This window comes from Desulfosporosinus sp. OT (genome assembly GCF_000224515.1).
Lineage (GTDB): Bacteria > Bacillota > Desulfitobacteriia > Desulfitobacteriales > Desulfitobacteriaceae > Desulfosporosinus.
Map to the genome: position 1 here is coordinate 1 of NZ_AGAF01000096.1, position 20,181 is coordinate 20,181.

19 protein-coding genes and 1 pseudogene are annotated in these 20,181 nt (G+C 41.8%); 3 read left to right on the plus strand and 17 right to left on the minus strand.

Going from position 1 to position 20,181, the window contains the following annotated elements; all coding sequences use genetic code 11:
* The 17 genes from DOT_RS08540 to DOT_RS08620 all read right to left on the minus strand — a co-directional run.
* On the minus strand, window positions 1–510 hold a 510-nt coding region (locus DOT_RS08540; RefSeq protein ID WP_009617105.1), incomplete at its 3' end, for an ABC transporter ATP-binding protein.
* A gap of 118 nt (window positions 511–628) precedes the next feature.
* On the minus strand, window positions 629–1,672 hold the full coding sequence (locus tag DOT_RS08545) for a sensor histidine kinase (RefSeq protein ID WP_050809850.1): 1,044 nt from the start codon (window positions 1,670–1,672) through the stop codon (window positions 629–631).
* 1 nt (window position 1,673) lies between these two features.
* Window positions 1,674–2,345, minus strand: coding sequence for a response regulator transcription factor (locus DOT_RS08550; RefSeq protein ID WP_009617110.1), 672 nt, complete (start codon window positions 2,343–2,345; stop codon window positions 1,674–1,676).
* A 26-nt stretch (window positions 2,346–2,371) separates the two neighbouring features.
* A complete protein-coding gene (locus DOT_RS08555; protein ID WP_009617112.1) occupies window positions 2,372–2,632 on the minus strand; it encodes a hypothetical protein in 261 nt (86 codons plus the stop codon).
* A 126-nt stretch (window positions 2,633–2,758) separates the two neighbouring features.
* Window positions 2,759–3,283: an NfeD family protein gene (locus DOT_RS08560; RefSeq protein ID WP_009617113.1), complete on the minus strand. Its 525-nt coding sequence runs from the start codon at window positions 3,281–3,283 to the stop codon at window positions 2,759–2,761.
* Window positions 3,284–3,449: 166 nt separating this feature from the next.
* Window positions 3,450–4,778 (minus strand): DUF4179 domain-containing protein, encoded by a 1,329-nt coding sequence (locus DOT_RS08565; protein ID WP_009617116.1) that lies wholly within the window; start codon window positions 4,776–4,778, stop codon window positions 3,450–3,452.
* Window positions 4,765–5,292, minus strand: coding sequence for an RNA polymerase sigma factor (locus DOT_RS08570; RefSeq protein ID WP_009617118.1), 528 nt, complete (start codon window positions 5,290–5,292; stop codon window positions 4,765–4,767). The genes DOT_RS08565 and DOT_RS08570 overlap by 14 nt, the downstream gene beginning before the upstream one ends.
* Before the next feature lie 241 nt (window positions 5,293–5,533).
* Window positions 5,534–6,970 carry a hypothetical protein gene (locus DOT_RS08575; RefSeq protein WP_009617120.1) on the minus strand — a complete coding sequence of 479 codons (1,437 nt, stop codon included), beginning with the start codon at window positions 6,968–6,970 and terminating at the stop codon, window positions 5,534–5,536.
* 565 nt (window positions 6,971–7,535) lie between these two features.
* Window positions 7,536–8,210, minus strand: coding sequence for a class I SAM-dependent methyltransferase (locus DOT_RS08580; protein ID WP_040411698.1), 675 nt, complete (start codon window positions 8,208–8,210; stop codon window positions 7,536–7,538).
* Window positions 8,211–8,652: 442 nt separating this feature from the next.
* Window positions 8,653–9,177: a helix-turn-helix transcriptional regulator gene (locus tag DOT_RS08585; RefSeq protein WP_009617127.1), complete on the minus strand. Its 525-nt coding sequence runs from the start codon at window positions 9,175–9,177 to the stop codon at window positions 8,653–8,655.
* Between the two features lie 14 nt (window positions 9,178–9,191).
* On the minus strand, window positions 9,192–10,019 hold the full coding sequence (locus DOT_RS08590) for a sialate O-acetylesterase (RefSeq protein ID WP_040411691.1): 828 nt from the start codon (window positions 10,017–10,019) through the stop codon (window positions 9,192–9,194).
* Window positions 10,020–10,373: 354 nt separating this feature from the next.
* Window positions 10,374–10,865, minus strand: coding sequence for an acetolactate synthase small subunit (gene ilvN, locus DOT_RS08595; RefSeq protein ID WP_009617133.1), 492 nt, complete (start codon window positions 10,863–10,865; stop codon window positions 10,374–10,376).
* The gene (gene ilvB / locus DOT_RS08600) at window positions 10,843–12,603 is read right to left on the minus strand and encodes a biosynthetic-type acetolactate synthase large subunit (RefSeq protein WP_009617135.1); all 1,761 of its coding nucleotides are present in this window, start codon (window positions 12,601–12,603) and stop codon (window positions 10,843–10,845) included. The genes ilvN and ilvB overlap by 23 nt, the downstream gene beginning before the upstream one ends.
* 84 nt (window positions 12,604–12,687) lie before the next feature.
* Window positions 12,688–13,266 carry a TetR/AcrR family transcriptional regulator gene (locus tag DOT_RS08605; RefSeq protein WP_009617136.1) on the minus strand — a complete coding sequence of 193 codons (579 nt, stop codon included), beginning with the start codon at window positions 13,264–13,266 and terminating at the stop codon, window positions 12,688–12,690.
* Window positions 13,267–13,509: 243 nt separating this feature from the next.
* Window positions 13,510–14,154: a hypothetical protein gene (locus DOT_RS08610; RefSeq protein WP_009617137.1), complete on the minus strand. Its 645-nt coding sequence runs from the start codon at window positions 14,152–14,154 to the stop codon at window positions 13,510–13,512.
* 169 nt (window positions 14,155–14,323) lie between these two features.
* Entirely contained in the window at window positions 14,324–14,689 is a 366-nt protein-coding gene (locus DOT_RS08615) for a YkvA family protein (protein ID WP_009617138.1), read from the minus strand.
* A gap of 42 nt (window positions 14,690–14,731) precedes the next feature.
* Complete coding sequence (locus DOT_RS08620; protein WP_050809851.1) at window positions 14,732–15,661, minus strand: EamA family transporter; 930 nt, start codon at window positions 15,659–15,661, stop codon at window positions 14,732–14,734.
* Between the two features lie 111 nt (window positions 15,662–15,772).
* Between DOT_RS08620 and DOT_RS08625 the strand changes: the two genes are divergently transcribed.
* From DOT_RS08625 to DOT_RS08635, 3 genes and pseudogenes are all read left to right on the plus strand, one after another.
* Complete coding sequence (locus DOT_RS08625) at window positions 15,773–17,242, plus strand: PLP-dependent aminotransferase family protein (protein WP_009617141.1); 1,470 nt, start codon at window positions 15,773–15,775, stop codon at window positions 17,240–17,242.
* 195 nt (window positions 17,243–17,437) lie between these two features.
* Window positions 17,438–18,625: an MFS transporter gene (locus DOT_RS08630; protein WP_009617142.1), complete on the plus strand. Its 1,188-nt coding sequence runs from the start codon at window positions 17,438–17,440 to the stop codon at window positions 18,623–18,625.
* Between the two features lie 653 nt (window positions 18,626–19,278).
* Window positions 19,279–19,899 (plus strand): annotated as a pseudogene (locus DOT_RS08635) (IS3 family transposase); the annotation flags it as partial.
* Between the last annotated feature and the right edge of the window lie 282 nt (window positions 19,900–20,181).

Consider the following 20,181-nt stretch of genomic DNA (forward strand, 5'->3'; position numbering starts at 1 on the left):
ATCCGCCAGAATCAGCTGGGGTTTGGGAATCAGGGCGCGGGCTACGGCACAGCGCTGCTTTTGCCCTCCCGACACTTCATAAGGATATTTGGCCAGGATATCGCCGATCCCCAGTTTGCGGGCAATGGGCTCCAAGCAACGGCTCATCTCCTCATAGGACTTGCCGGAGAGCACCAGGGGCAGGAAAATGTTATCCTGCAAGGAGAAGGTATCCAGCAGATTAAAATCCTGAAACACAAAGCCGAGATTTTCCCGGCGGAAAGCGGAAATCTCCTTTTCCTTAATGGTGCTGAGGGCTTTACCCTTGAGCAAAACCTCACCGCTGGTGGGTTTGTCCAGAGAGGCCAGAATATTGAGCAAGGTCGTTTTCCCTGACCCCGATTCACCCATAATCGCTGCATATTCACCCTGCTCTACGGAGAAGGACACATTGGCTAAGGCCTGAACATGACTGCCGCCAAAGCGGGTAGTATAAACTTTTTTTAGATTATTCACCTCTAAAATGGTCATCAAGAAGAACCTCCTTTACTGAGTAGGTTCAGTATAGCAAAACTGGAAAATGCCCTGCCATAACTTTGGCTTACATTTTCCAGTTTAAGCTTACCCTTTTGTAAGGTAGATCATCATTTTATTCCATCAATGTATCCACCGTATCCAGGCCGATTTTCACTTTCGTACCCTTGCCGGGCCCCCCTTCGATCACAATGGTATGGGACAGCTTGGTCAGGATTCGCTTGCACAGATAGAGACCGATCCCTGTGGACTTCTTATCCCTCCGGCCGTTATAACCGGTAAAGCCTTTTTCAAAGACACGAGGCAGGTCTTCCCCGGCAATACCTATCCCTGTATCGGCGATTACCAGGGTTTTATCACTGTCCCTTTCCATATAAATGGAGATCTTTCCCTCTTGGGTGTACTTCAAAGCATTGGACAAGATCTGCTCAATGACAAACACCAGCCATTTTTCATCGGTCAGCACGTCACAATTCAAGAGGGAGAAATCCAGGCTGATCTTCCTGCGGATAAACATCTTGGCATATTTGCGCACCGCCTGCCGGACGATATCGTCCAGAGCATAACGTTTCAGTATAAAATCGGAAGAAGGGCTCTCCAGCCGCAGGTATTGGAGCACCATTTCCACATACTGTTCAATTTTAAAAAGCTCTATGGCCAGCTCCCTGTTCTGCTCCATACTCTGAGCAGTACTCCCGTCATCCCCTGAGGGGAGGGACTGGAGAAGGAGGCCCATGGCGGCGATAGGGGTTTTAATCTGATGGGCCCACAGGGTATAATAATCCACCAAATCGCTTCGCTCATTATCGGCCTGAGAAACCAGCCTGATCTTATCCCGGTAGAGGGCGGCGATCAGCTCCTGATACTCCTCTTCCAATAATCCTTTAGCCTCAGGGAGCCCTTCCAAGCTGAAGATGATTTGTTGCTGCAAATTCCAAAGCACTCTGCAGCGTTGATAATAGCTATAGAAATCCGCTGTCAGGGCCAGGAGAGCCAGGACGGCACAGAGCAAAGCAGCATAGAGCACCGCTTCCGCCGGCATATGATAGAGATAAAACACCAAGGCAAAGATACCGGCAAAGATGCAGTACAAAAGGATTCCCCGGCTGTGCCCCCGGAGGTACTGCTTCCCCGCCGACCATAGACTGATCTCGTTCATATCACGTCACCATATACCCTATCCCTTTTTTGGTCACAATAAATCCAGCCAGCCCTGCTGCCTCCAATTTTTTGCGCAGCCGGGTCATGTTTACCGTCAGGGTGTTTTCGTCGATATAACTGTCCGTTTCCCACAGGCGGGCCATGATTGCTTCACGGCCCACAGCCTTCCCTTTATTCTCCAGCAGCATTTTCAGAATCTTATAATCGTTCTTGCTCAGCTCAACCTTGATATCGTTATAGGTTAAGGAAGCATCGCTGGTATTAAGGATGGCTCCTCGGTGCTCCAACAAATCCGTCTGTCCGGCAAAATCATAGGTCCGGCGCAGCATGGCCTGCACCTTGGCCGTCAGAACACTCAGGTCGAAAGGCTTGGCAATAAAATCATCACCGCCCATATTGATGGCCATGACGATGTTCATATTATCGGAAGCGGAGGAGATAAAGATGATGGGTACCTTGGACACCTTGCGGATCTCACTGCACCAGTGGTAGCCATTGTAAAAAGGCAGCGAGATGTCCAGGAGCACAAGATGGGGATTGAAGGAGACAAACAGAGACATCACCTGCTCGAAGTCCGTCACACATTCCCCTTCCCATCCCCAAGTCCCGATATAGTTTTTAATTGCTTTAGCAATGACGGTATCGTCTTCGACAATCAGGATCTTATGCATGAAACAGCCCCTCCCTCTTCACGATACTATTCTATCACGGAAAAGGGGTAATAAAAAACCAGCCCCTGGCTCCACCGGTGGACATACTGGGAGCAGTTCAAATTGGTCCCAGTGACCAATTTGAACTGCTCAGTCCGTAAGAAATAGATTGCTAATTTGCGATTGCTCATTAAAGTTTTTCGAAAAGGGATCACTAAAACCATGTAAGGAACAATGTGGCGAGCGGTATAAGCAGGATCAGCTTTCTCGTAAAGGTTCGCTTGAATTTCAGGTTTTACCTCAAGCATGTATCCACCGCCTATTAGCCTAATATGGCTTTTGTGATGCAGTAATGAGCCTGATCTGCAGTAGGTTAAACTCCCCTAAACCATAGCTCCACTCGATATCTTGGAGTACTCCATTAAAATGCTCCTCTATCCAGAGATGCTCTCCAGATAGCTGTCCGATTCATCATGATGTTCTGGCTTAACTTGACGGACTATGACACGTGTACCTTCTACAGCGATCACCTTAATCCTTGACCCACTGGTTACAAACGTTCCTTCTGTCACAACATCAAGTCGTTCGCCACAGAAATCAGCTGTTCCTGACGGACGTAACTGACTGAGTGTAATCCCTTGTTTGCCCAAGAAGATAGCCAAGCTTTTTTTCGGCAATACATACCCTTCTTTTTGGGTTTGGCAGGTTTTCAAAGTAATTCTTTCCCACATACGACAGGTTTGGATCATACGAAAACATAATGCAAAAAATCCTGCTAGAGCGATTAGTAATAAAGTTACGCATAATACGCCTTGGGCTAAAGTATCAACCGTTTGCATGATCCCCGCGATCAGGGCAATAATGCCAAATAAGCCAAGGATTCCTCCGGGAACAAAAATTTCTAGAATTAAAAGGACAATTCCAGATACGAATAAAGCAACAATTAATCCAGTCCCCATATTCTCCCTCCATTATACTATTAAGGGACCTTTACTAGATTATATAACCAATTAATAGACATAAGTTCAAAATCAAGCAAAAGTCTTGCAGTTCTTCCCTTTTATTAGGGAGAGTTCTCTAAGATAATTTTTATTGTTCTCCAATTGTTTCCATAGAACACTTTATCTAACTTACGGGAATATTGATGGTCTCATTATACGTCTTGACATAAGTCATACGCTGGATATCCAGCATAAAGTTTTGCCCTGTTCCCGGAAAATGCAGGGTTCGCGTATGAATAATTTTGCCGGATTTTCCCTCGGCAATTTTGTCATAATGATCATCCTGAGTGTTATTCAGGCTCACCCGCGTCCCATCAATAAGCAGGTAGACTTTTGTCAGCACCACTCCATCCTCGCTGCTCAGGGTTATACAGGTATCACCGTCGGAGGAATAGACTTTCTTAATTTCAATGGTTTGCCCAAGAAGGCTGAGAGAGGGATTATTCGAACCAGGCTCAAGGGTAAAGCTTTGATTCACCTGGTGATCTGCACTCAGGCTGACAAGCTTAATCTCCAACTTCTGAAGATCAGGAGGCAGGGCATCATAATCTTCGTTAAAGGTTATCCCTTGCAAGCTTGTGCTCATTCCTGCCCCTTGTTTGACGAGCTCTTTGTCGTTAGCATAGAGTCGTAAATCAAAAGAATCCTGAGAGATATGCACAAAGCGCTCTTCCTCGCTTAGCTTCGCTTCCGCAAGCTCTAAAATATTCATCACTGACCCGTTAATAACAGTTTTCGTGGGTGAAGCGAGTATGGAATCAATATGAAGCTTAGTTTCATCTATATTAAAAGTTTGATTAATATTCTTTTTCAGGGTATATCCCATGGCAGTATTTCGATTGAGAGTAAACGAGATATTTCCCGTATCCATCGTCCCCTTATCCATCATAGATACCGTTAATGTCAGGTTCTTTTCGAAGAACTTTGGGGGTGCAAAACTTGTTACGGATTTGATTTCGGTCTTATTTGCACTGATTTGTCCGGTACTGTTACTTTCCATGTACTCTCCAGCCAAACCTTTGATGATCATCCTCGGCATCATATCCCCCTGATCTATTTTTCCTGCCGGATCTTTCAGGGTGCTAAAGAGCAGAAGTTGATTGCTGTCCAGCATTACACCATCCAAAGTCAGGATAAAACCATTCTTAAAGGTATAACTCTTACTGATGAGTTGACCCTTCCCTAATTCATTCAGTTGCTTCAAAGTCCCGTTCATAATCTGGTCATATCCCAAAAATTGTTTTCCGTAATAAGCCAAGGCGTCATAATTATAGGCAATCAGGGAAAAAGCTATTAAAGCCACAGCAGTTCTCAATTTCCATTGCTGCAGCGGGCGCCGGGGAACCCTTCGGTTAGCCAGAGCACTTCGCAGCCTTGTTTCTAAATCGTCGGGTACAGACAAACCTTCAATTTCTGCTCTTCCTTCTTCAAAAATATCCTCAAATTTGTTCAACCCACTCACCCCCAATACTTCGCTGCAAGACCTTGAGTCCTGAATGAATCCGTGATTTCACCGTTCCCAAAGGGATATTCAGGATCTGAGCAATAGATTCGTAATCTAAATCTAAGTAAAAGCGCAGTTTAAGTACCTCCCGCTGCTTTTCGCTTAATTTCGCCCAATGCTTCCTCAGCGCGATTTGTTCCTCCTTTTCGGCAAAGACATCCAGATAACTGCCTTCCGGAACCTTTTCCATAGCAATAACCTTTTTCTGTTTGCGTAAAGTGCTGTGACAGCAGTTGACTAAAATGGTCTTGCTCCAGCTGTAAAAGGATGAGTCGTCTTTAAGACGCCTAATGTTCTCGAATACAAGCACAATCATATCTTCCATTGCATCCAGCACGTCCTCATTGTTCCCCAGATAAACATAAGCCAACTTGTAGAGTTCCTCTTTTTTTGCCAACACCAGTTGGACCAAAGCCTCTTGGTTGCCTGCTTTTGCCCGTTTCACCAGTTCTTCTAGATTCACTTGGTCACCTCACTCCAGTCTTCTAGTAGTATGAGTATTAACGACGGTGAAAAGTTCAAAATAAGTCAATGAATTTTAGAAATAAATTTGGGTTATATTCATTCACCACCGAATCAAGTAGTTAAGGCTACCCCATAGATTAGAAAGAGCAGGTATAATTTCTTATTTGCCTGCTCTTTCTAACGTACTCTTATACAATTTTTTGATATCCTATAGCCCTCTGCACCAAATCGTTGATTAATTAGTTATTTATAGCAGTAATCATCAGTTTTGAGGTGCCTCCAGTGGTCATTACTTCACTAATCCAAAGATTGTGCATACCGTTTCCAAACATTATTCCTTGATAATTAGCAAACAAATATTTAGCAAAAGTATCACTAATCGCTTGTTTGAAATTCAAATTAATGATTTGGTCATAATGCGAAACAAAATCATCCTTTGTTTTTATTTTCGTAACTTTCCCATCGACCTTTGTACTTATCGGATACGCAATTTGTTCAGCTAGTGCCTCTTTATTGTTATTGATTACATAACTTTGGATTTGCATTACAAAATTCTCTGCAGCGTTGTCTCCTTCGGATACCCCATACCGTTTCCCGTATTCAACTCCAGGGAGATTGCTGACAAGGTCTAACGCAAAGGGGTAAGTCTTTTTGCCATCTGGGCTAGCCCAGGTTCCTTGAATATTATCAACTGAGTTCATAGTGCCCCGGAAGATGCCTGTATTTTTACCTTGCAAATCGTATTCATAAAGAACTATTGCATTTTCCCCAGCTTTCCCTTTGAGATTAATTTCCTTTTTCTCTTTCTCATAAATATAACTTCCAACTATCTCTTGACCTAAAGGGTAGATACTCATTTGGATGTAGAGGTTGTTATTTATAGTGCCTTTGTAATCATAGTATCCTTTTTCGAATTGACTTTTACTGGAATCTATGTTGTCACCAACATTTGAATTTTCTTCAATCGTCTCATTGACTGAAGCAATTGGAATAGTCGTTTGAGTCATTGATTTGTTTTGAGTTGATGAAGCAGAGAGTTCTGTTTCAATATTATTTTGAGTAAATTCATACCAAACTGCATCTGTCTTCCTGTCTTCTTCTTTAAAGAAAGAGTCATATGTTTCCTCTGTAACCGGCTTGTCTTCAATGAAGTATTTATCTGCATCACAATAACCTAAATTATCTATTTCACAGCCCTCTGGTTTAAATTTCAATTTCCCAATTCCGTCATTAAACGCACTATTTGACCAACCAAATGTCCCATCAAATTTAATATTTTCTAATTGTCTGTACGATCTAATGTAGCCATAAACTTCGTTATTCATATAATGTAAAACTTCATAAAAGTCATCCTTCTTAAGCTCAAGAACAACTTCTGGTATTTTATCTCCATCCATATCGAGCACTGTAAAGCGCGTTACTTTGAATTGAGTTCCATAAAGCTCTTCATTCGTTAAAAAATCATTCAAATATACTTTTTTCTTATTATCTGTGCTGTGAAATTCAGCTTTGTTTTGCAATACTGTCTTATATGCTTCCACTGCTAAATTCATATTGTTCTCAGATAACGCTTGGGTCTTTGAACTTTCAATTTTGCTATCTGAAGAATTGGAACACGCAGTAATTGTAATGCTTAATAATAACAAAAGAAGTGCCCCAATAATTTTGGATTTCATTTAAATCATCCCTTTAATCTAAGAATTCAAACCTGTTATCCAATAACTACTTACCTTTGGCTATTGTTAGTGCCACTCCGCCTTATAATCTTTCTTGTGGCATCCATCTTATATTAACTTATTAAGGAACAATGTGGCAAGCGGCGTAAATGAGGAAATCCGGCAGGCCAAGCAGCAGCGTACGACTTTAAGATTTTCTTTGGCGGTAAGATTCTCATAGTGTCTATGTAGATTTGAGTTTATTTACTCATTGAGTTTATTTATACATTGTGTATGTTTTAATTATCTTTATTTGCTACTTGTATGTCAATACATAATTATAATTTTCCTGAAAACAATTTTTCTCTAAAGGCGACAAAAAACCGAGGCCTGATTACCTCGGTTTTTTCTACTTAACTGTTTAAGCATTGTACCGCTTGAAGACGATATTTCTTCGCTCTGAATCTCCTGAACGTTGATAGCCAGTGAAATGCTAAGTCATGGGTTTCATCCTGGCTGTTTCTGCGCTCAGACCTCAAGGCTTTTCGCCAGGATATCCCCGGAGTCATCTTGGGAGGGCTTAAGATCATTCGTTTACCCACTTAGCGACCAGAAAACCAGGGTTGGTATTTTTCTGCTTTTCCATTATGAGCGCTTGTTCCGCCGAAGACACCTCCGGCGGAAAATAAAGTGCTTTTCCGATTTCCAGCCGTCCGCCTACCTTCCATTGACGAATTTCTGATTCCGTATAAAACCGTGCGCAGGCAAAAACGGATTCAGGTTTGGTAATAGCTTTCCTGCGATAGAACTCACTCCAGGGAGATTCTCCCGCAATCACTCCGATTACCAGACAACCTTTAGGTTCTAAATGCTCGAATAATCCGGCTAAAAGTTCCTCCGGATTAGGAATAAACTCGAAAGCACTCATCGAAAGAATACCATGATATTGTCCAAGTTGGTCCATTATTTGAGTAATATCCGCATTGTACCACTTGACCTGATATCCCAGGTTCATAATTTTTTCTTGTGCCCGGGCCATCATTTTTTCAGAGATATCGACAGCTGTGATATGATACCCCAGTTCCGCAAGCTTCGTGGTGTATTGTCCGGTTCTACAGCCGATTTCCAACAGCTTGCAACCGGATGGTTGAAAGAGCTGAACAACCAGGTCCCGCTCTACCTGATCGATTATTCCACCCATTTCTGTTTCATACCAGTCATCATAAGCTACTGCGATGGGATCAAATAGTTCAATTGGCATTTTAATTCCTCCAATGAGTGTTAAGCTTTTTCTCAATACTCCGCCACAGCACATCTCACTCATGATAGGTTTCAACCCGCACTCCAAAGCGAAATCAATGGTTTCATCAAGAGGAAAAGCCAACGTATTAATTCCCGCCTCTATGAGCCCTCTCTTCAACCAAACCTTGTGAGTATAGGGCCGAGCACAACCAAAACTAATTTTAAGCGCCGGATTCGCGAGACGAGTCTGAGCCGTGATCCTGATGATCTCAGTTGGGTCCGGTCCAAGGACTCCCCCAATGCATCATACTATTATTGATATTTATGGGTGTTACATGCAGTTCTGGCAAATTATACTGTTTTTTCGATGATAGACAAGAACGCTTTCTCCAGCCAGCTCCCTCTGATAATAATACGTTACTCACCAAGGCGGGGAATAGTTATTATTCTGCAGCCTGATTTCATTGGCTATAACAATCTACATCCTTTAAGAGCGAAGTAAACCATTCTAAATTTACCAAATGGTGTGAAACCGAGTTCTCTAACATCTTTCTAAAATTTATTGGGAGTTGGTTTTCGCCTTCCACGGCATCCTTTAATAATTGAATTTTTGCTTCAGTCTGCTCAATTTGAATTTTAATAAGCTTGACCATATTATCGTTTTTGTATTCCTTAGCAAATAAAAGCGCCGCATAAAAGGACAGGTTAACATACTCCGTTTTTGTACCGTACTGGTACATCAACTTTTGAAACTCGGCTCTCCCAAGTTCCGTGATGACATAATGATGACTTTCCCGACTTTGTTCCGATTGAATAACCTGCTTAATTAAATTTTTTTCTTCTAACTGCTGAAGATTATAATAAAATGAACCCTTCGTGAAATTTACAATATATCTGTAGTGTCTTTCGTCCATCTGTGCCAGAAGCTCGTATCCATAGGATCCTGGATTTTGAATTAATAATCCTAAAATCAGTAAAGGAATCATAATCTATGCCTCACCTATTCGTTGATAAGTTTTTCATAAGAGAGTTTTCCCAGGGCAAAGTCCATCTGTTTCACAAACATCAATTCAGTTGGTGTATGCATTCTAGTAATAAGTCTATTCAAAAGCTCAACCTCATGGCTTAGTGGTGTTAAAACATGAGTTTTTTTATCGATAGCTTCAAAGTAGCGCAGACCAAAATATCTTTGAGATAATGAATTCAGATGAATACCATCTGGATTGGCTGCCAAACCCTGCGCTGACACAAAATAACAATGTGCTTGCTCTAAAGCAAATTTTTGAAGGCAATCATTTATACGCTCGTACTCGACACAGTACTGCCCAAATCCTGTTTTACCTAAAAAGTCTCCTAAGCCGCCAATGATGAAGGGTATTTCTGGAGCATTAAGGATATCTCTAAGCGCTTGTACAATTATCGATAACTTTTCATAATACACTTTGTATTTGCCATCTGAACTATCACTTTCTCCTTGGTGCCACAAAATGCCTGTCAAGGTGCTATTCTTCATAGCGAATTTGGTTTCGCTGACAGCATGTTGAAAGAGCTCGCTATCAACAGACCAGTCATCTAGCGAACTTCCACCTTCGGCACATGGTATTAGTCCAATCGTATCTTCTGGATACTTTAAACACCATGCATCTGCAAATGAAGCCGCCAAACCTGCCCCCGAAACAGGACGATCAAAGTTCACAGGTTCAATCATCATTTGCCATCTGCCATTGCGTAACATTTGTATACGTTCGTTTATAATATCGGGCACATCATTCAAAAAACCTCTGCCAGCCATATTGGATTGCCCTATCATCAAAAAAGATTTAATCATCATGTGTTCCTTTCCAAGCAATTACTCTAAATCAGTATCTAATGAGTTATACCTTAAGATGCATAGTTTAATTAGACTACCTATTCATTATAGTCCAATTAGACTATGTGTCAACAAAATTACTACTTAAATTTATTTGGGTCTTGCTTGCTTTATTATTTTGGCGGATAAACTTTTCTTTCCTTTTTCATGCCGCACGCAGTCGGAAAAGCTTTTCACAGCGAGAAAAAGGAAAGAAAAAAACTATCGAAACGGTGTGCGGTGTTACGTTCTCAGTGGAACAAGGGGGAGAATTTTGGATGTTGCTGAAAGACCATTGAGGGAGTAGACCGCGCCGCTTACGTCACTTACCATTTATTTTATTACCTCGATTGCAACACTCCCGCCCCGAATAATTTCGACGCGCCCTCCAAAGTTTTTTACAAGAAGGTCGATTAAATCGTTATTCTTATTTTCAGTCTGAACACACTCAAGCAAAGCGGTATGTGTGTTCGAATCAATTAGCTCCAAATTAAGAGCATCAATAATACAATTAATTTCCATCATATCCTCGCCAGTACAGTTACAAATCTTTACAAACATTAACTCTTTCATATGAATGTCCGTTTCGCTAAAATCAATTACTTTTATCACTTCGATACTGCGATTGAGCTGTTTTTTTATTTGCTCAAAGGTCTGATCATCACTGGTTAAACTGATGGTCATACGTGAAATTGTGGCGTCTTCTGTCGTGCCGGCTGTCAGACTATTTAAATTGTAGGATTTTCCGGAGAACAGGCCGGAAATACGTGCAAGAACACCCACCTCATTTTCAACAAAAAGACTAATCCACCTTTTGTTCTGCATTGCGATTTTCACCTCCCACAATCATGTCTGCCAAAGAATTTCCCGGAGGAACAATCGGCCAAACATTTTCTTCACGTTCAATGATAAATTCAATGACCGTGGGATTTTTTATAGCCGCCTTTGCTTCCAATAATGCCGGTTTAATATCTTCCACTCTTTGAACCCGAATACCCTTGGCACCATAACTCTCTGCCAATCGAATAAAGTCCGGGGTGTACGCAGGACAATCCTCTGAGGGGGTGTTGCAGATTACAGGACAACTTTCACGCCGTTTCATACAAGTGGAGGAATACCGTTTGCTGAAGAACATCTCCTGCCATTGACGAACATTTCCCAAATAACCATTGTTGAGTATGCAGATGATAATTGGTAATTCATGCACAATAGCTGTTGCCATTTCTTGAATATTCATCTGCATACCGCCATCACCGCATATAGAGATGACATCCGTTTTCGGATTTCCTAATTTCGCTCCCATCGCCGCCGGAAAACCATACCCCATCGTACCTAAACCGCCGGAAGTCAACATTTGTTTTGTCTCTGTGATTTCAAGAAACTGGGTCGTCCATAACTGATTTTGTCCGACATCGGTCGTAATGATTACGTTATCGAATAAGGCATTGATCTCATGGATAATCGCTTGTGGCGTTACACCCGATACACTGTTTTGAGATCTATCATGCGGATGAAGCTGCTTCCAGGAGCTAATCTGTTCTTTCCAATCCTCAATATCCAAAGATATTGATTTATCCAGAAGCGCACCAATGGCATTTCGGGCATCGGCAACAATAGGAATATCAACAACGATATTCCTGGAAATAGAAGCCGGGTCAATATCGATGTGAATAATAGTGGCATGTTTTGCGAACTCGCTTATCTTTCCGGTAATTCGGTCATTAAAACGTACACCAATAGAAAACAGCACATCACATTCGTTAATTGCATTATTAGCCGCATAACTTCCATGAATACCCAAGTTACCGACATACAAGGGATGATTCGTTGGGATGGAGCCCTTTCCCATTATAGTAGTAATAACAGGTATCCCCGTTTTCTCCGCCAGCAAGGTCATTTCTTTATTCGCGCGCGAGATATTGACACCACCACCCAAAAGGAAGATCGGCTTTCTGGAAGCATTCAGACAGTCTAATGCTTTCCTAATTTGTTCGCTATGGACTGCGGTGTTTGGTTTATAGCCCCTTATTTCAACTTGTTCCGGATAAAGGTCACTGCCGAGCTTTTGCTGAATATCTTTTGGTAAATCGACAACCACAACACCGGGTTTCCCGGATTTGGCAACATAAAAGGCCTTTTTAATAATCGTACCCAAATCTTCACGATTACGGACAGTAATTGCGTATTTGCTGATACTTCTTACGATTCCGACAATGTCAACTTCTTGAAAGGCATCATTGCCAATTAAATAGGTTGGCACTTGTCCGGTAAAACAAACGAGTGGCACACTGTCATAATTAGCTGTGGCAATGCCCGTTACAAGGTTTGTTGCACCGGGGCCGCTGGTTACCAGACAAACGCCCACCCTGCCTGTTGAACGTGCATAACCATCGGCAGCATGAACCAATCCCTGTTCGTGCCGCGACAAAATAACCTTTATGCTTTCTACACCATAGAGTGCATTAAATAATTCAATCGCTTGTCCTCCGGGGTAAGCAAAAAGTATATCAACCTTTTCCTCCATTAAAGCTTTCACGAATAAATCTGCACCTGAAATTTTCATAATATACCTCCTCTATGTATGCGTGTACTTGCTTGCATATAAGGGTTTTTTATACGGTGCTATTTGTTGGACAGCACCGTACAGTCAGTAATGAGGTATTCCTTGAATAAATGTAGCAACCGTTGTTTTAATATAATTTTCTTTATTTATGCTTGTAAGCTTGTTATCAAAGGAAGCATTAAGGAAGGTAAAACCAAATGTATTAGAAAAGATTATCATAGCTAGGCCTTCGAAATCTAAATGGGGCAGTTTTCCCTTTTGTTCCATACTTTGAAAATATTCAATCAAGGAAGATACAAAAGCACGTGGAATTTTCATAATCAATGGTGCAGTTTCATCATAAATTTGTGGTGCGCGTAAACCAATCGAAAGTTTCACAAAATCAGGGGTTATTCTGTTCATGTATTCTTCCATAAACATTTCTAAATCGGGCTGTAGTTCCCAGCGTACGTTTCGGAATATCTCAGGGGTAAGATTTCCACGCCATTTTTCTTGTTCCATACCATTCATTACGATATCTTTTTTATTCTTGAATTTGCGAAATAGAGTACACTCATTAACACCAGCCAGTATTGCTATATCTTTTGTCGTGGTTGCGACATAACCCTTATCTCTTATTAAAGACATTGTTGCATCAATAATTTTTTGACTGGTTTCATCCATTTTAATACCATCCCTATCCGACCCGATATGCAAGTGATTACTTGCTTTTCATTTTACGTTGTTGCGCAATTCGTGTCAAGTTTATTCTTTGAATAGGACAAAGGAACCCCCTTTCGAAGTTCCTCCATGAGATTGCTTAAATGTTTGCTCTATAAGGCAAAGATGTTAAACGTAACTGTGCATGCTGGGTCTTTAATGTGGGTATTGGTGCTCATGTCTCGCAATACCTCCGGTTGTGACAAACTATCTTAGATATTTGATCTTAATATTTTGATTACATGTTTCTGGATATCGAGCAGCCGCCGCTTTTAAATATTCTATTGCAGTTTTCTTAACAGACGGTAGATTATAATGCATACAACTCTTAACTCCTTCTATAAATTTCTCTTGAAGGTCTTTCGAAATAATAGAATTACCAGAAAAAAACGGATAGCATTCTCCTTCTTTAGGCTCAACAACCTGTTTTCCTTCTGACTTTGAGTTGATTTTATCCGCCACTATATACGCCAATTTAGGCTTAGAATTATTGCAACATCCTATTATGACAACGCATCTCGAATTTGGCATAAATTTATCATTGTGTATTTTATCTTTTAAATAGATAAAGGCTAATTCAGCTAATTCATCAATTTCCTTGTTATTTTCCTTGAGAAATTTAATAAAGCATTCGGTTAATTCGAAATCATAGTAACCTGCGATACCGATAAGCTTATCATTAATTTCAAAAATATATTCTGCGTCTTCATCTGTCGAAACAATTTTATAATCTATTATTTCATTGTCTTTAAAAATAGGTACCGCATTTACTTTTTTAGAATCAGAACCCATAAGGAAATATGGTTTTTGCTCCTGGGCCGGATTTGCCATAATTGCTACTAAAACACTCATAGTACAATCCTCCTCATTATTCCATCACAATTATATCATAATATGAAATATGAAGGGTTGTCTTATAAGCTATAAACTTGGTAATTATGGAGGGCTTTTGTTTTCTTCCAATCGGACTCACGCTCATCGATATGGATCTTGAGTAATTTTTTAAGACTCATTCTGTAATTCAACGAATCACCTTTAATAACACCAATATAATAAATATAATGCATATCACAATTATTAAAGCCGCCGCAAACCAATTCTTTGATTTAGTTGCCTTCTGTCTTGCTTCTTCCATTACTTGACTGGGAATCATCTTTATCACCATGGCTATGCCTAATGGAACAAGCACTAGGTCATCCAAATAACCCAGAACCGAAATAAAATCCGGAATTAGATCAACGGGGCTTAACACATATCCTACATCGATAACGATTAGCAGTTTTGCGTACCACGGTACTCTCGGATCTTTATAAGCATAGTAAAGGGGCAATAGTTCAAATTTAAGGTGTTTCGCCAGTCGCTTTAACCCTTGAGTACTATTTGACATAGGAAGCAGACAACCCCTTTTGGAATCATTTCTTTCTTATATTTAAAAATCGTCAGATGTGTTTCCATTATAAGATGCTCTTGGGAATTGCTTTTTTAACCACGCTTCTACAATTGCCGCCTTGCTCACTAAAAATACTCCCCCAAGTACCAAGCTCAATCCGATAAATGAGTAGCCTGATAAATATTCTGCCAGGACATAGAAACCGACAAATTGAGCAATAACAGGTGAAATATAGGTCCATGTTGATGGCAATAATGGACCCGCACGATGGACCAGCCAATAATAAGAGCCATGCCCGGCAAGTGAGCCAAAAACGACCAGATAAGCCCATGACCAAAATACGTGGTAATTTATAACTTCTTTTGCCGGTTCTGTGACTAAAGAGAACAGAATCAGTGCGGTTCCTCCAATTAGCATCTGCCAGCCATTGAGTACGAAAGGATTCAAACCGGTCGACAAGACTCTTTTGGCTGTCATGGTGCCGAAAACACAGCCAACTTCTGCAGCAAGTATGACGAATACTGCTAGCAAAGCTTCTTTCGTCACCTCTACCCCCAGTGCAGGCAGAACGGCAAACGCAACCCCCACAAACGAGATCAATAAACCACAGGCTTTAATCCCCATACTTTCCCGGGAACCCTGCAACCATTCTACGATACCAATCATAATCGGTGTCGTCGCGGCTAACAGTGCCGCGATGCTTGAAGAGATATACCGTTCACCCCAATATAAACAACCGAACATAGTACCTGTCATAAAGATACCAACCAGAAAAACATCTGTGCGTTTGCCTGCTTTGACGCTGATTTCACCCTGCGTTAATTTCACGGCAACCAATACGATCACTCCGGCAACGAAGAACCTCATCCCCGCAAAAAGAAAGGGTGGCGCACCGGCTTCAATACCAATTTTTATTGCCAAAAACGTGGTGCCAAAAATTAAACACATCAAACCATACACGAAATACATAAGCTCTCCCTCTTTCCTGTTATATAACATTCCTGTATACTGGTCCTATAAAACCATAAATTAACTATAACAGTCAAGGATCAGCTATAACAGTTGGAGGGTCGATGGTCTATGAAAATTTCTATTAATCGCCAAAGTAATGTTTCTATTCGGCAACAAATATATTTGGAAATAGCCCAGCGAATCCGTTCCAATCTGATTGAACCGGATTTCAAGCTGCCTTCTGTGCGAGAACTGGCCAAAGAACTCGATATTAGTTTAGTAACTGCACACGAAGTGTACAAAATGCTTGATCATAGTAACCTAACAGAAAGCATTCGAGGTAAAGGAACCTTTGTGCGCTGTACGAAAAATAATACCCCGGATAACAGTCACCCTTCCACCACGTTTGATTGGCAATTATCTGTCCCTGACTATCTCCCCCGAGCCAGCTTCTGGAGTCAGAATACGGTACGCTTATCTCCCAATATTTTAGACTTAGCATCGGCTTGCGTCCATCACTCTCTAATACCCATGCATTTGATTCAAACCTCTATCCGCCAAACTCTGGACAATTCTCCTAATACTTTAGGTCAATACTCTAATTTCCAAGGAGATCCGGACTTTATCCTGGCGTTAATAGACTATTTAAAATTATTGTCCATCAATTTCCAACCGCACCAATTGCTGGTTACCAATGGTACACAGCAAGGTATTGACCTATTTGCCCGCACCTTTCTGGGACCCGGTGACACGATCGGGGTTGAAACTCCTTGTTTTTCGGGTGCCATTGATGCCTTTCGCTTAGCTCACGTCAACTTACATCCCATTCCAGTTGATTCCAACGGAATCAGAGTTGATATCCTGGAAGATTTGGCGCCTTATACTCGCTTTAAAGCTATTTACACTGTTCCCACCGGACAAAATCCCACGGGAGCAGTTATGTCTCTGTCACGACGACAAGATTTGCTGAATTTTGCCCGGCAACACAATGTCCTTATCTTGGAAGACGAACCGCATCGTGAACTGGAAATGAATCGCCGGAAATCCTCTATTTTGCCTCCACCAATAAAAATGTTAGATACCGATGGTCGGGTGATCTATCTTAAAGGTTTTAGTAAATTTCTCTTTCCCGGCATGCGGCTTGGTTTACTGGCTGCAGATGGCAGCCTCTACAACCGCTTACTTGCCGCCAAATCCATTGCCGACCTGGGTTCTCCCCTTTGGCTGCAAAAATCCCTGATATCGTTTTTTCGTAATCCACAGCTTATTCCATCCATTCGCAAAATGAATACCGTACTGGACACTCGCCGCAAAAAGGTTCTGCAAACCCTGGATCGCCTGCTGGACCCTCGCATTATTCGCCCTCAGCAATCTGCCGGACTCCATTTATGGCTCTCGCTGCCCATCGGGACCCATACCGATTTCTTAATTCCGGAAGCCCACCGCCGCGGTGTCCACTTTCTGCCCGGTTCCATCTTCTATCCCGGTGAACCCGAGACCAATCATTTGCGAATTTGTTGGACCAACCTTACAGACGAAGATTTGCCCAAAGCATTGGAGATACTATGTGGGTTGCTTAACGATGCAGTAAATAACTGACATCCCTCCATCATTAGTTTTCCATAATGATATAGGATGATACGAGATATTCTAATATTGCCATTATGCATGTCCACAATCCTTTTCACGATAGCAGCTCATTGAAAGCGCCTTTTTCTCGTGCTATAATGCACTTGCGGTTTATTCGTAGAACACTAAAAAATACATCTGACGGTTCTGAAAGGGTTCGGCTTAATGGAAAGAAAACATATCGGTGAACGGGACTTTAACCTATTTTTGCTGGCAGGGTTGTTCGCCGGGATCGGTGCAGGCATTAATACATCGATATTCAACAACTATTTAAACGACATATTCAGGCTCTCCGAGAATGTCAGAGGTTTCCTTGAAGTACCGCGGGAAATGCCGGGTTTCTTTATCATGCTCATTCTGGCGGTTTTAAGTTTTTGCGGTGATGTTCGAATTGCTATGCTCGGTATGGCAGCGGCAGGATTGGGGATGCTTGGGCTCGGCCTACTGTCACCGACCTTCGCGGTTATGATTATCTGGATGATGATGTACAGCCTCGGCACACACATGGTCATGCCCGTTACGCCATCCATCGGCATGTCCCTGTCCAAGCAGAAGTCTTTCGGCGCCAGGCTTGGAACGGTTAGCGCTTTCGGCCTGTTCGGCAGTATTATTGCCTATGTTTTTGTCTTCCTGAGCTTTCACTTCCTGCATATGACCTATCAGCTCGCCTTTGTCATAGGGGCTGTTTTCTATGTGTTCGCCGCTTTGGCTGTGGGACTGATGAAGAAAGGTGAACCGAAAGCCAGGAAAGCCAAATTTGTTTTTCGCAGACGCTATATGCTCTATTATGTCCTGGCCGGCGTTAGCGGTGCGAGGGCGCAGATTTTTCTGACCTTTGCGCCATGGGTGCTGATTAAAGTGTTCGGCGTGCAGCCGCAGATGTTTGCCATCCTGGGTATGATCGTTGCCTTGGTAAGTATCGGCACACGTAAGATGATTGGCAGACTGATAGACGTCCGAGGCGAGCGGTTCGTTCTGACTTTGGAGGCCGCGTTGTTGTTCGCCATCTGTCTTGGATATGCGTTCTCAGCCAACATTTTCCCCGTCAGCATCGCTGCAGTGATTATCGCCGGTTGTTATGTCATTGACAATTCCATGGCTGCGGTCGAAATGGCACGGTCAACTTATTTACGGAAGATTGCCGTCGATCTTGCTGATGTGACCCCAACCCTATCGACAGGCGTAAGCCTGCAGCACGTCGCTTCAATGATAATTCCCGTTTTCGGTGGGCTTTTGTGGTCGGCTTTTGGATATCAAGCAGTATTTATAGGCGCAGCCGTTGTCGCATTCCTCAATTTTATACTTTCACGCAGAATTAAGATTGAGGTTGATCCCGCTATAAAAGCGGAATAACACATATTTGGCAAGAGTATCATCTATAAGAAACGAATAAAACGGGGCAAAAAATGAATTTTTTTGTCCCGTTTCTTTACCCTAAAGCCACTACACATATTGCTTTGCCTCTATCATTTGCCCTCAGAACCACATTTCGTTGTCAGAACCACCGTCTCTACGTGCGTTGGTGGGAATGCATTGAAATACAATGACGTAACTCCTACGTGACTTGTAACCACGCACTATCTTTATTATCATTTTTCCGCGACCAACGCCTGTCCTACGTGGCGAACAAACTGCGGGATTCACCTTTTAATTACTCGTGGAACTGAACGAATCAGATTTTTCGGAATTTGATCGGTCTCTGACCTTTGGGGGTCCGGAGATTTTTACTTTAGACTTATAATATTTAAAGATTTATTAATTGAATTAGTATAGCTCCCTCTTGTAATCAATTGTACCCCTGAGTTTGGGTCCGCAATATATCTGTTTGGCCATTTATAACTATACTTCCAGAAAGGGAAATGATAAATCACATCAATATCACGGTACAGCACGTCAACCGAACAAGCGTGTATTACGCACCAAAAGAGCCTTCTGACTTTGAAGTAATGGTCAAGCATAAAATTGATGCAATCCATACCGAAAGCCCATCTTGAGGCTCAAGGCAACTATCCAAAACATTGCAAAAACAAGGCATTAAGATTGGTAGACTCAAAACAAGGAAGTATATGCAAGAGATGGGCATTGAGGCAATTTATCCGAAACCCAACCTATCCAAGCCCGCAAAGGGGCATAGAATATACCCTTATCTACTACGTAATGCTGCCATCAGCCGAGCAAATCAGGCCTGGTCAATCGATATTACCTATATCAAGCTAAGACGCGGATTCATATACTTGACTGCTATCATTGATTGGCACAGCAAGTGCATCGTTGGCTGGGAGCTGGATGACACGCTATCCACACGAATGGTTATCCAGGCCTTAAAGATGGCTTATGTCGTTGCAACACCAGAGATATTAAATTCCGACTATGTTGAAAATGAAACTATGACGAAAAATGTTAGTTCCGATCAGGGCAGCCAATTTACAAGCCATGAATATATTGACTTTGTTATAAACAACAAGAGTAAAATAAGCATGGACGGTAAGGGTAGATGGGCTGACAACATTCCTATAGAGCGCTGGTTTAGAACACTTAAATATGATGAAGTCTACCTTAAGGACTATGAACATATCAAGGATGCTAGGAAACAAATTGGGGATTTATCCACAAATATAACTTCGTAAAATTACACTCAACATTGAATTATGAAACTCCAGCATATATGTATTACCCCGCTTTACTACAAATGAGTGCGTAGACCTACACCATTAGGCGGTAGGTAATACTTAGGACAAAGTTCAATAGTTTGCTCTAGCAAAAGGAATATTACTAATAGGAAATATCTGGTACATTATCTTTTTGATTTCTTTTGTCTTTACATCCGAGCCACTATATGTCAACCAATCACCAAATATTTCAAAAACTATGCAAAGGGGCGCCAGTCAGTCTTAAATTCTGATTGGCGC